This window comes from Chitinophagales bacterium (assembly GCA_016787225.1).
GTDB lineage: Bacteria > Bacteroidota > Bacteroidia > Chitinophagales > JADJOU01 > CHPMRC01.
Window position 1 is genome coordinate 17818 of sequence record JAEUUY010000019.1, and the last position, 12155, is coordinate 29972.

The window sequence follows — 12155 nt, forward strand, 5'->3', positions numbered from 1 at the left end:
ACTTGAGAAACCTATAGCTAACTATTTTCTTCGTTGCACAGTGAAGTCTATTAAAGCTTCAAAAGCTTTTCGATAGATATTGTCATCAAAGTTTAGTAATAATTCTTTTGCCTTGTCAGCATACTCATTCATGCGTTTTTCTGCATATATCAACCCACCGTTATTCTCTATAGTAGATATTATTTTTTGAATGGTGTCTGGATTTTTACGCTTAAAACGTATTGCGGTCATTAGTTTTGTTTTTATCCACCAGCTTGATTTTTGTAAGGTATGTATAAGTGGTAAAGTCATTTTCTGATCCTTTATATCTATAGCCAATGGCTTTCCTATTTCATCTTTTCCTAAATCGAGCAAGTCATCTTTTATCTGAAATGCCATTCCTATGTTGTATCCAATTTCACCTAGTAAGCGATTCTTTTCATTATCCGTGCTCACAGAATGACTACCTACAAGGCAAGCTGTTTTAATTAAAGAAGCGGTTTTCTTGGATATAATATTATAATATACATCTTCCGTTATATCTAGTTTCATAGCCTTCTCTATTTGTAATAGCTCCCCTTCGCTCATTTCCTTTACCGCACTCGATATTATTTGTAGCAGATTATATTCACCATTATCTAATGCTAGTAGTAAGCCTCTAGAAAGCATATAATCACCAAGTAAGACTGCTGCTTTGTTTTTCCATTTTGCATTTATAGATAGAAATCCTCTCCGAGTTTCAGCCTCATCTACTACATCATCGTGAACCAAGGTAGCCGTATGAAGGAGTTCTATCATAACAGCGGATAATATGGTTGAGTGATTAGTCGGTGCTTGAATCTTTGCTGACAGAAAAACCAAGATGGGTCTTATCTGTTTGCCTTTCATTTTTAATAGGTAATCTGTAATTAGATTTAAAAGCGGAATTTCACTCTTTAACTCCGACTTCATCATGGTATTTAAGGAATTTAAATCTTCCTGAATCAGCTCATTAATTTGCTCGAAATTCATACCTTTTTCAACCCTTTTTCGTAAATTATAACGGATAAAATTCCTGCAATGATACCTAAAATACTACCAATAAATACATCTTCTTTAAAATGACACATAAGATACATTCTTGATATTCCTACCATTATGGCTATTGTGAAAAAAAGTACCTGAAAGGACCGATTGAGATTAAAAAAGAAAATAAGAAATGACATACAAAAAAATGCTGTAAAGGTATGTCCTGATGGCATACTATGGTTATATAAAGGCTGAAAATCCGGAATTGGATTTATTTCTCCTTGCTTAAAATACAAGAGGGGTCTAGGAAAGTCTAGAGTTTTCTTAAGATAAACTAAAAATAAATCTATTGGGATGAAGGCCATTAAAGCACTTAGTAGAGCTCTTCTATTTTTCAGCAATAGGTATAAGGCAATTCCTGCTAGACCAACCCATTCTCCTAGATATGTAGCTGTTTTAAAGAATTCCGTCAAAAAAGTTTTCCTATTATAACAGAAGTAAAGTATTTCCCATCCTTTGTTGGTAAGTAGAATAAAGCTCTGCATAATTATAGCATATAGCGCAACGAGAACTAGAAAAAATCTTCTATTTTGGGTTAACATATTTCTTAGAAAATTTCTCTGTTACCCAGTTAGCAAAGCCTTCAATATTCATCAACTGGCTATCATTCATAGCTTTATATGTTAGAAAAATACCTAAAGGAAGAAATAAAATAGTACTAAACCACATGCCTAAGAACGGAGTTACTTTCTCTTGTTGGGCCAATTCTCCCGCAATTTTTGTTAACATGTAGTAGGTGATAAACAAAATAATAGAGATAAACATAGGTAGGCCAATTCCTCCTTTCTTTATAATAGCTCCTAATGGTGCTCCTACAAAAAATAGTACAAGACAAGATATGGCCAGAGTAAATTTTCTATGCCATTCCACCTTGAGTAGCTGGTTATTGCTACGAATATATCCGAAGTCTGAATTGTATGTAAATAGATGGTTCTTTATACTTCGGAGTCTATTGCTGGTAATGGTTTTAAATCTACTAGTATCTTCTGGTATTAGCTTGGCTATACTATCACTCAATTTAACAAGGAAAGTTGGCTTGGAAAGAATGACAAAACTGGGATTCAATTTTAAAAACTGTGAATCAAATTTGGCATTCATGGTTTTCATTTCTTTTTTAAATGAATCCATATTGGTATTGAGCTGAGTCATATTCATGGAAAACCTGGCATCATCTGGATTTTTGCTCATATTTTCCGCTAACTTAAACTGAGTTAGATCAAATCGTTTGTCATAGTTTGAAAATCTCCATTCATAGTGCGGATATTTAACGTCATCGTAAGAATTACTGGCGACCTCTTTATACATAACCCCGGTATCCATCCGAAAAATGAGTACCTTGCCATCATCACTTTGCAACATACGAGCGGATCGAGCAATTAATAGACTTTGATTGCCAGTCCCCTTAGTATGGTCATAAATCTTGAGTCCATATAATGTGCCAGTTTTTTCATCCTTTCCATCAACCAATATACTCATACCGCTGATACCATTATAAAACTGCTTAGGTTTAATAAGTAAGGTAGGCTTTAAATTTCGAATATCGCTCAACATAGTGATCGCTACAGCCTTGGTTTTAGTGAAAATATAATTAGAATAATAAAAGGCAAAGAGTGAAACAAAAATAGAGAATATAATGGTGCTTTTAAAAAAGCGAAATAAAGAAATTCCACTTGCCTTGGCGGAGGTAAGCTCGGAATTTTCACCAAACTTTCCCATGGTCATAATACTACTCAATAGTATAGCTAAAGGCAGGGCGCTAGGGATTAGGGTAGACGAGGTGTACCATATAAACTTAAATAAGTTTTCGTTGTCTATACCTTTACCAATAAGATCATCGATATATACCCACAGAAATTGCATGATAAGGACAAACCATGCTAATAGAAAGGTAATAATAAAAGGCCCAACGTACTGCTTGACCACATACCAATCTAGTTTTTTAAAAGTAAAGAAATCGAGGAGCTTTTTCAAGATCGGTTGGTTTTGCTACAAAAACGCAAAGGAACTAAGATAACAAGATTTTAATTTTGTAATGTTCTCACCTGATAATAAAGTGCTTTTATATCATGTGATGGATATACCCTACACTAACATACTTACAGGACTCTCCAAATACTTCTTCACATCAGCTAGGAAAGCAGAACCTACAGCTCCATCTACGACACGATGGTCACAGCTGAGCGTCATTTTCATGACAGAAGTCGGTACTATTTGACCATTTTTCACACCAGCGATATCTTTCATAGCGCCTACAGCCAATATACATGCATCGGGTGGATTGATTATAGCTGTAAATTCCTCGATGCCCATCATACCTAGATTAGAAATAGAAAAAGTATTTCCTTTCATATCGTCGGGAAGTATTTGTTTGTTTTTAGCTTTTTCGGCAAAGGATTTACTACTAGCTGCTAGTTGGCTCAGACTGAGCATATCGGCACTTCGGATTACAGGTACTACCAACCCATCAGGCACAGCCACAGCCATACCAATATTGACATGATGATTGATTCTAATTTTATCTCCTAGCCAGGAAGCATTTACATAAGGATGTTTTTTCAATGCTAAGGCACAAGCCTTAATGACCATATCGTTAAATGAAATTTTCACAGGAGATATAGCATTCATTTGTTCACGAGCCAACTTAGCATTGTCCATATTGACCTCTATTGTCAGGTAGAAATGCGGGGCAGTGTACATAGATTCGGCCAATCTCTTAGCTATGACTTTGCGCATTTGTGAAAGTGGAATTTCCTCAAATGACTCCTGACCTATAGGTAGATTTTTCAATATATTTCCGCTACTATTTGCCGAACTAGAGCCACCTTGATAGGTCTCAACATCTTTTTTCACTATTCTTCCATCTTCGCCAGTTCCCACTAGGTTAGTAAGATCTATTCCTTTCTCTTTGGCTATACTTTTAGCCAATGGACTAGCCTTGATGCGTTGGTCCGCAGAGCTTACTGGTTCGGCAGTCGGAGCAGAAGAGATTGTTTGAACAACAGAAGCCCCCGCTTCTACCTTGGACTCTTCTTTAGCCGGAGGAGTAGTAGGTGCAGTATCACTTAGCAAGGATTGAAAATCTTCACCTTTTTTACCTAATATGGCCAATAATCCATTGACAGGCACAGAATCGCCAGATTTTGCTGCAACATAAAGTACCTCACCAGATTGGAAACTTTCAAAATCCATAGTAGCTTTATCAGTCTCTACCTCTGCTACTACTGTACCAGCTTTGATGACATCGCCTACTTTAATGAGCATATTCGCTATGACACCTTCTTCCATAGTGTCGCTCATTCTTGGTAAATTTAATCTTTCTGCCATATATTTAGTTTATTCAGTTAAAAGTTTGTTCAGTTATCAGTTTATTTAATGGTCAGTCGTCGGTGAATAGATAACAGTTAGAATAATTGAAATTAAATAAATCATATCAACCTCGTATCTTCTCATTCACAAATCATCATTTCAATCTTTTTTTCAAATTATTACATCATCACATCTCCATATCATCACGTCATCCAATCAATTACCTTCTTCCTGGGGTGAAATTTTGCATTTGCTTCATCATCTTCTTCATTTGCTCGAATTGTTTGATAAATGCATTGACCTTTTCAATACTATTTCCGCTACCTTTAGCGATACGCATTTTTCGTTTCATATCCAATATATCTGGATTTGCCCTCTCTTTCGGAGTCATAGATTGAATAATGGCCTCAATTTTTACAAATTGTTTTTCGTCCACATCAATATCTTTCATAGCATTACCTACACCAGGTATCATCTTCATCAAATCTTTCATATTACCCATCTTTCGTATTTGCCCCAATTGGTCTAGGAAATCATCGAAATCAAACTGGCTTTTAGCTATTTTCTTGGATAACTCCCTTGCTTTTTTCTCGTCATAAACCTCTTGAGCTTTCTCCACGAGCGATACAATATCACCCATGCCGAGGATTCTATTCGCCATCCTATCTGGGTGAAATATATCGAGCGAATCTTCTTTTTCTCCTTGTGATATGAATTTGATAGGTTTATCCACGACGTAGCGAATAGATAAGGCTGCACCACCTCGGGTATCGCCATCCATTTTTGTAAGTACCACGCCATCAAAGTTTATGGTATCGTTAAATGCCTTAGCAGTATTCACCGCATCTTGCCCTGTCATGGAATCTACTACGAATAAGGTCTCCGAAGGTTTTAGTTCATTTTTCAATTGAGATATTTCCCTCATCATAGCCTCATCCACCGCCAATCTACCTGCTGTATCGACTATAATCAGGTTGCAATTATTTTCCTTGGCATATTTGATAGCATTTTCAGCTATCTGTAGTGGGTTTTTATTCTCCATTTCTACATATACCGGCACACTAATCTTCTCACCTAGTGCCTTCAATTGTTCCATAGCTGCTGGTCTATAGACGTCAGCTGCCACCATAAGAGGCTTAAATTTTTTCTTATTTTTAAGGTAGAATGCGAGTTTGTGTGTAAAAGTCGTCTTACCAGAACCCTGTAAACCAGCTATTAAAATGATCGGCGGAGTACCTGTAATATTGATATCTTGTTGACTGCCACCCATCAATTCGGTGAGGGCGTCATTCATGATTTTAATGAACATTTGACTAGGAGAAACAGAAGTCAAAATTCCTTTTCCTATGGCCTCATCTTTTACTTTGTCAGTAAAATCTTTTGCTACTTTATAACTCACATCGGCATCAACTAATGCACGACGAACCTCCTTGGCAGTAGCTGCCACATTTATATCGGTTATTTTACCCTGCCCTTTCAGCGTTTTGAGCGAGGCTTCTATACTTTCCTGTAACTTTTCAAACATCCTATATCCTAACGGTATAAGCTACAAATTTAAAAGAAAATATCTGATAATGATTGAAAAAATCAAAAAAAGGACCCTAACGCTATATTCGTTTTAGGCAATATGACAAAGGTGTAAAAAGTCAATCCTAAGGAAAGAATACAGAGGAGGATTATTATCCAAAAAAACAACTTTTCTTTCTGTACGGTCATAGTTTATAGAGATAAATTTTCCAAAAATCTTTTTTACTGCCTACGGTCTGGATGAGATGAAGCCCCAGTGCAGTGGCATTTTTTACTTCGCAGGCGGAGAATATATACCGTCCTCCGAGCTTTTTTATCTGTTCTGTATTGATTTCCAGATTATAGATTTTTTTACTGTCATGGGCACTTTGACAGTTTTGAACATTTTCTACTCCTAATTCATCGGAATAGAGATAGCAACGATTGCCCCAGGTGTCAAATTTTTCCCGTATGAGCGGATTTTTTAGCAGTTCCTTTTCCATGATTTTTCTGAACTCTTTTTTATAGGCAAGGTTATATACAGAGAACAATCCATCCAAGGTAGCATAATCATGATACTGGGCTATAGTAGGGCTTAGTCCTAGAGAAATGACTTTATTGTCTTCTGTATTGGGTATAACTTTTTTAATTTTCTTGAATTGGTTCAAAGCTAAGTATTCACGATAACTAGGAAAGGTATCTTCAAATCCCCAGAGTTTTTTATAGTTATGCTGGGTTTCATCATTTGCAAGAAATAATATGAGAAACTGTGTGCCTAGAATGAGTGGAATAGTCTTGCTCAGAAGGCGGAAACGAGCAATAGTGTCTAGAGATATGAGTAAAATCAAAAACCAGAGAAAAGGAAGTAGGAAACCAAATCGGTTGAAACGAAAGGATTTTATAAACACGATACTTTGCGTAAAATATTCAATATAGTTGTAAAAAGCTTGCCAGAGAACGATAAATACAATAGCTAAAAAAATTCTTTTTGACCATGGATTCTTTTTAATGCCATAGTAGCTAAGAATAAACACTCCAAAAATAAGCGTGGAGACAAAAATAGAAACGTGATAATGTGTGCTGAAGAAAAAAGAGAAAAACTCCGTGAGACTAGCCTCTATGTTAGGAACATCATTAAACTGATAGTATGCAACTCTATGCGATCGAAATCCTTCTTTTAAAAATAACATACCATAGATAAATTGCAAATTGGCTAGAACTGTTCCTAGAATAAAAGAAGCCCAAGCTGCTATCCATTTTTTAAGGTGATCATGTTTGATAAAAAATAAGTATATCAGATAGACATTGAAAAGGAAAATGATTTCAATCCCAGACCATACAAAAGAAGAACAGAAAGGGAAGATGAAAAAAATGAAAGCTGTAATGCCGAAATCTTCCTGATAGTATAATCTAGCGAAACCATAAGCCAGTAGTGGCATGCCCATTATAGAAATACCGAATGGTGTAAAAAATTGAATGGAAGTTAAGAGTAAGCAGACAAAAACGATACCTGACTCATAAATATAGTTTAAGGTCATATAACGCTTTATAAACAGATAGAATGAGATAAAACCGATAGTCTTGAATAAATAATGCGCTATGATATAACCGTAGAAAATATCAAAAGCATTGCATAAGTTGGCGATAATAGTATAGCCTGATGGAAGTACATTGCGCGGCAGACCATCCATGATCGAGGTGAGTTTGATATCATTGGACAGGCTATACATATAGCCAGAGTGTTTTAAAATATGCAACCATACGAGCTCACCTTCTAGCGTATCATGTATACGTATATATGAGTCATAGCCTAAAATAATATAAGGCATGAAAAAACTTATCGTCCAGATTCCAAGTCCTATGTAAAATTCTTTAGAGAATCGACGATTGATTTTTTGTAATATTGGTATAATAGAATTCAATTTTTTGTTAAAAACAAATTTACAATACATTTTTATTTATCATAAAATTAATGTAATTCTAAAAATTAATATAAAATGCTATTTTTCTAGTTACCTTGCATTTTATTTTTCTGTGTAAAGTGTCTAAAAAACGAATAGCGATTATTGGAGGTGGGGCAGCAGGTATATTTTGTGCCATTCAACTACAAGAAAGACTTGATTGCTTCGTGACCATTTACGAGAAATCAAACGAACTGCTTAAAAAAGTTCGTATTAGTGGTGGAGGTAGGTGCAATGTAACTCATCACTATCATTCCCAGGCTCAATTTTCCAAAAACTACCCAAGAGGTTCAAAAATTATCAAAAAGAACTTAGATGTATTTTCTCCAAAAGATATGTATAAATGGCTTGAATCGAAGGGTGTGAAACTCAAGACAGAGGAGGATGGTAGAGTGTTCCCCGTAACTGATAATTCACAGACAATTATCAACTGTTTTACTAGTCAATTATCGAAACATAATGTCAAAGTCTTGTTTGATCATGAACTTACAAGCATAATTAAGGGAGAAGATGGTTTCTTATTGCATTTTTATCAGAAAAAAATTCAGGCTGATTTTTTAATCATAGCTACAGGTGGAGCACAAAAGCCAAGAGAATTAGAGTTGTATAAAAATTTGAAGATCGAAACGATAGATCCTGTACCCTCTTTGTTTACATTTAAAATTAATGAAAGCGATTTAACCTCACTTATGGGGCTCAGTGTACCGAATGTTTCTGTGAGGATAATGGGCTCAGATTTAAGAGAGCAAGGTCCTGTTTTGGTAACACATTGGGGACTCAGCGGCCCTGGTATTTTAAAATTGTCTGCATGGGGTGCGTTCGTCCTTAACGAATTGAATTATAAATTTCAGGTTGCCATAAATTGGACAGGAGAAAAATCGGAATTAGATGTTAGGAGAGATATCGAAGCAGTCATAGAAAAAAATAGTCAGGCAAAAGTTTCCAATCGGAGGCTAGAAAAGTATCCTCAGCGATTTTGGGAATATTTACTTGTAAAAGCAGAAATAGAATCGGATAAAAAATGGTCTGAACTTTCGAAGAAAAATGTCAATAAGTTGATTCAGATACTTATAAATACAGTTTATGAGGTCAATGGTAAGACTACATTTAAAGAAGAGTTTGTCACAGCAGGTGGTATAGATATAGAACACTTACATAGTCATTCTATGGAATCGAAGTTAGTCCCTAACATGTATTTTATCGGAGAGATTACTAATATTGATGGTATCACTGGTGGTTTTAATTTTCAAAATGCCTGGACAAGTTCTGTAGTTTGTGCAATAGATATTACCAATAAAGTCAAAAAAAGCCTCTCAAAGGAGAGGCTAAATGTTGATTTTAAAGATTAATATTCATCTTCGTTAAAATAAAAGTCATCCTGTGTAGGGTAGTCTGGCCATATATCTTCTACGCCTTCATATTGTTCTTCTCCGGCATCTTCTAGTTGTTGTAGATTTTCGATAACTGCTACAGGTGCTCCAGAGCGTATAGCATAGTCGATAAGTTCATCTCTAGTAGCTGGCCATGGGGCATCTTCTAAATAGGAAGCTAATTCAAGTGTCCAATACATATTTGTTTAATTTTTTATTTTGATAATTTTTTATTTTAATGGTTTAAAGTGTGACTTCTTTTTTCCAAATAACTTCATTTTTCCCGTTTAATTGTGCTAATTTTCTGGATAATATAAAAAAATAATCACTCAATCTGTTTAAGAACTGTAGGGCTGTGTATAGGGACGGATGGCAAGTTTCGATATCCAATAACGCTACGAGACTTCTTTCAGCCCTGCGACATACCGTTCTACAAATATGCGCTCTAGCTATCGATTCATGTCCACCTGGCAATATGAAATTAGTCATAGGCGCTAATTCAGATTCCATTTTATCCATTTGCATTTCTAGGCTGGTGATATCTTCACCCAATAGCTGTGGCAATTTGGCTATAAACTTTTCATCTACCGTGGCAACAACGGAGCCTATATTAAATAGAATATGTTGAATTTTTTCCAAATACAATCTCAAATCGTTTTTCTCTATACTTTCAATCAATGCACCTAGAAATGAGTTAAGTTCATCAATATTGCCATAGGCCTCTACTCTAATGTAACTTTTTTTTACTCTCTCACCACCAAATAGAGCGGTAGTTCCGTCGTCACCGGTTTTGGTATAAATTTTCATTCGATTTGTTACCTAGATAGCATCAAATCCCATAGTCAAACCTGTGAGTGCAAATGGCAATGGTATCCACACCCACTGTGGTACTAATACTAGTGCAGCTAAACATGCTATAGTGCCAAGACCAAACATGAGCCAAGCTTTACCTCTTCCGTTTTCTTTATTCATATATTAACGTTTTTAGTTTTTTCTAAATTTTCGGCAAATGTAATTTTTTTTTTAAAAAAAAAGCAAGTTCATTTTGAACTTGCTTTATATGTTAAGATTGGGTGAATAAATCTTGGTTATGCAGCCTTGAGAACTTTTCGCATCAACTTAGATTTAATATTAGACGCTTTATTCTTATGAATAATATTCCTTTTTGCTAATTTATCTACTAGAGAAATGACGCTAGATAATTTATCTTTTTGAGCATTATTGTCTTTTTCGTTCAATATTGCTCTAACTGCATTACGAGTAGTTTTAGCATAATATCGATTGTATAATCTTCTTTTGACAGCTTTTCTTGCCGCTTTTTTTGCATTTTTTGTGTTTGCCATATCTCTGAATCTTCAAATTTTGGGAGTGCAAATATAAAGAATAAATTTTAAATGAGAATCTTTTTCTTTCGATCAAAGTAGTCATTGATAAGAAATATCAAGATAACTACAGTGGATGAGGAGTATAATAAAAAGTTATATATCAATTCTTTAGGAACGAAAATGCTTATCTTATATTTTTCACTATATCCGAAAAAATAAATTAATAATATGCAAAATATCAAGGTGAAAAACAAAATAATATTGTCTTTTTTCTCAGCAAAAGATACTCGAAAACTTTTTTTAGGGGTATCTATAGACTTCATGACCCTATCCCTCATATTCTCATGGAATTGAATGGGGATAATTTGGTCTATATCTTGCTCAATAATTTTCTTAAAATTACTCATTGTGTGCAAATTTAATTGATTTCTGAACATACTCATTCATTTTTTTACGAGCTCTATGCAGCATCACTTTTACATTCACTTCGGTAGCTTGGGTAATTTGACTTATTTCCTTTATACTTTGATCTTGAAAGTAAAATAAATCGATGATCAACCGCTCTTTGTCTTGAAGTATTTGCAGTGCTTGCGCCACCAATTGCTCATTATTGGTATCTATCTCTTCGTTATAATCTTCCAGATTTTGCCCTATGTCACTAATTTCATCAAAATATTTCTGATTATTCTTCACAGCCAAGGCTTTATTCACTACAATACGATATAACCAGGTTGAAAACTTAGATTCTCCCTTGAAATTTTTTAAGTTATCATAAGCAGCTATAAATGATTCCTGCACAATATCTTGACAATCATCGCTATTTTTGACTATTCTATAGGCTACTGCAAAACTCATTTTGGCATATCTATCCACTATATGCTTATACAGAGATGGCTCTCCTTTAAGGATTAAGGAAATAAGTTGGTGGTCTGTCATGCTCTAGTCAGGCGGCCTTAGATTACTTTATTTTTTCATTGTAATACCAAAATCCTGTTCCTAAAAGGATAAAAAGCATACCTATAAAATATCCAAATCCATCCATGACAGTTCCTATCAAAATAGAAATACCCAAAGACCCAAAAACAATCGCATATTTTAATGTCTTTCGTTTATCATAGCTTGCTAATTCATCGGTACCAGATTCAATTTTGAACTTCCTTTCATTTTCAGAACGATTTATTTCTTCTAGGCTAAATCCTTTATTTAGAAGCGCCTCCCTCCATTTTCTTTTCTGATAGCTTCGAAAGGCTAAGTACCCAAACACCGATAATATGGCTATAATTGGGATGAAAACTCCAATCTTATCTGTAAATCCTTCGGTTTTTATTTTTTCTAATTCTACTTGACTTTCAAAATATTCTTGCTTAGAATCATTTTTAAATTCTGCAGCTACATTCTCCATTTCTTCGTTTACTTCTTTGCTAATTTCGTCTAAAGTTTTGTTAATACTGTCATTTTCAGTAACTATACTTATCTGATAAGACTTTTTACCATTGGAAGTTGCAGTATCTAGGGTAATAGATGCTTGGTTTCCAATTTGTATTTTTGCAGTTGGTACTGAGAGCATTATATTATTTTTCATGTGTTGGATTTTTAAATTAATAATCGTTGATATGATTATGGAAATCGAAGAAGGTTAC

The 12155-nt window shown here is 34.7% G+C and carries 14 protein-coding genes; 1 reads left to right on the plus strand and 13 read right to left on the minus strand.

Annotation, left to right across the window (positions count from 1 at the left end):
• Positions 1 to 21: 21 nt before the first annotated feature.
• The 6 genes from JNL75_06240 to JNL75_06265 form a co-directional block, all read right to left on the minus strand.
• On the minus strand, positions 22 to 990 hold the full coding sequence (locus JNL75_06240; GenBank protein ID MBL7789418.1) for a polyprenyl synthetase family protein: 969 nt from the start codon (positions 988 to 990) through the stop codon (positions 22 to 24).
• Complete coding sequence (locus tag JNL75_06245) at positions 987 to 1532, minus strand: phosphatase PAP2 family protein (protein MBL7789419.1); 546 nt, start codon at positions 1530 to 1532, stop codon at positions 987 to 989. The genes JNL75_06240 and JNL75_06245 overlap by 4 nt, the downstream gene beginning before the upstream one ends.
• Before the next feature lie 40 nt (positions 1533 to 1572).
• Positions 1573 to 3018 (minus strand): LptF/LptG family permease, encoded by a 1446-nt coding sequence (locus JNL75_06250; protein ID MBL7789420.1) that lies wholly within the window; start codon positions 3016 to 3018, stop codon positions 1573 to 1575.
• A gap of 111 nt (positions 3019 to 3129) precedes the next feature.
• A complete protein-coding gene (locus JNL75_06255) occupies positions 3130 to 4371 on the minus strand; it encodes a 2-oxo acid dehydrogenase subunit E2 (GenBank protein MBL7789421.1) in 1242 nt (413 codons plus the stop codon).
• 202 nt (positions 4372 to 4573) lie between these two features.
• Complete coding sequence (gene ffh / locus JNL75_06260; GenBank protein ID MBL7789422.1) at positions 4574 to 5878, minus strand: signal recognition particle protein; 1305 nt, start codon at positions 5876 to 5878, stop codon at positions 4574 to 4576.
• A 187-nt stretch (positions 5879 to 6065) separates the two neighbouring features.
• Positions 6066 to 7781, minus strand: a complete 1716-nt coding sequence (locus tag JNL75_06265) for a hypothetical protein (protein ID MBL7789423.1) — start codon at positions 7779 to 7781, stop codon at positions 6066 to 6068.
• A gap of 119 nt (positions 7782 to 7900) precedes the next feature.
• On the opposite strand from JNL75_06265, the gene JNL75_06270 reads away from it, so the two are divergent.
• Positions 7901 to 9169, plus strand: coding sequence for an NAD(P)/FAD-dependent oxidoreductase (locus JNL75_06270; GenBank protein ID MBL7789424.1), 1269 nt, complete (start codon positions 7901 to 7903; stop codon positions 9167 to 9169).
• Here the strand turns inward: JNL75_06270 and JNL75_06275 are convergent.
• The 7 genes from JNL75_06275 to JNL75_06305 all read right to left on the minus strand — a co-directional run bounded on the left by JNL75_06275 (position 9166) and on the right by JNL75_06305 (position 12097).
• Entirely contained in the window at positions 9166 to 9390 is a 225-nt protein-coding gene (locus tag JNL75_06275) for a DUF2795 domain-containing protein (protein ID MBL7789425.1), read from the minus strand. The two genes, JNL75_06270 and JNL75_06275, sit on opposite strands and share 4 nt — an antisense overlap.
• A gap of 43 nt (positions 9391 to 9433) precedes the next feature.
• A complete protein-coding gene (locus JNL75_06280) occupies positions 9434 to 9997 on the minus strand; it encodes a cob(I)yrinic acid a,c-diamide adenosyltransferase (GenBank protein MBL7789426.1) in 564 nt (187 codons plus the stop codon).
• 12 nt (positions 9998 to 10009) lie between these two features.
• Complete coding sequence (locus JNL75_06285) at positions 10010 to 10162, minus strand: hypothetical protein (protein ID MBL7789427.1); 153 nt, start codon at positions 10160 to 10162, stop codon at positions 10010 to 10012.
• 116 nt (positions 10163 to 10278) lie between these two features.
• Complete coding sequence (locus tag JNL75_06290) at positions 10279 to 10533, minus strand: 30S ribosomal protein S20 (GenBank protein MBL7789428.1); 255 nt, start codon at positions 10531 to 10533, stop codon at positions 10279 to 10281.
• A 47-nt stretch (positions 10534 to 10580) separates the two neighbouring features.
• Positions 10581 to 10922, minus strand: coding sequence for a hypothetical protein (locus tag JNL75_06295; GenBank protein ID MBL7789429.1), 342 nt, complete (start codon positions 10920 to 10922; stop codon positions 10581 to 10583).
• Positions 10915 to 11451 (minus strand): sigma-70 family RNA polymerase sigma factor, encoded by a 537-nt coding sequence (locus tag JNL75_06300; protein MBL7789430.1) that lies wholly within the window; start codon positions 11449 to 11451, stop codon positions 10915 to 10917. The genes JNL75_06295 and JNL75_06300 overlap by 8 nt, the downstream gene beginning before the upstream one ends.
• 22 nt (positions 11452 to 11473) lie before the next feature.
• Positions 11474 to 12097 carry a hypothetical protein gene (locus tag JNL75_06305; protein MBL7789431.1) on the minus strand — a complete coding sequence of 208 codons (624 nt, stop codon included), beginning with the start codon at positions 12095 to 12097 and terminating at the stop codon, positions 11474 to 11476.
• Positions 12098 to 12155: the final 58 nt, after the last annotated feature.

What these genes read in the sequence shown, in the direction of transcription:
- JNL75_06240 (MBL7789418.1), bottom strand. Translation starts at nt 990, where the DNA reads ATGAATTTCGAGCAAATTAATGAGCTGATTCAGGAAGATTTAAATTCC.
- JNL75_06245 (MBL7789419.1), bottom strand. Translation starts at nt 1,532, where the DNA reads ATGCAGAGCTTTATTCTACTTACCAACAAAGGATGGGAAATACTTTAC.
- JNL75_06255 (MBL7789421.1), bottom strand. Translation starts at nt 4,371, where the DNA reads ATGGCAGAAAGATTAAATTTACCAAGAATGAGCGACACTATGGAAGAA.
- ffh (MBL7789422.1), bottom strand. Translation starts at nt 5,878, where the DNA reads ATGTTTGAAAAGTTACAGGAAAGTATAGAAGCCTCGCTCAAAACGCTG.
- JNL75_06275 (MBL7789425.1), bottom strand. Translation starts at nt 9,390, where the DNA reads ATGTATTGGACACTTGAATTAGCTTCCTATTTAGAAGATGCCCCATGG.
- JNL75_06280 (MBL7789426.1), bottom strand. Translation starts at nt 9,997, where the DNA reads ATGAAAATTTATACCAAAACCGGTGACGACGGAACTACCGCTCTATTT.
- JNL75_06285 (MBL7789427.1), bottom strand. Translation starts at nt 10,162, where the DNA reads ATGAATAAAGAAAACGGAAGAGGTAAAGCTTGGCTCATGTTTGGTCTT.
- JNL75_06290 (MBL7789428.1), bottom strand. Translation starts at nt 10,533, where the DNA reads ATGGCAAACACAAAAAATGCAAAAAAAGCGGCAAGAAAAGCTGTCAAA.
- JNL75_06295 (MBL7789429.1), bottom strand. Translation starts at nt 10,922, where the DNA reads ATGAGTAATTTTAAGAAAATTATTGAGCAAGATATAGACCAAATTATC.
- JNL75_06300 (MBL7789430.1), bottom strand. Translation starts at nt 11,451, where the DNA reads ATGACAGACCACCAACTTATTTCCTTAATCCTTAAAGGAGAGCCATCT.
- JNL75_06305 (MBL7789431.1), bottom strand. Translation starts at nt 12,097, where the DNA reads ATGAAAAATAATATAATGCTCTCAGTACCAACTGCAAAAATACAAATT.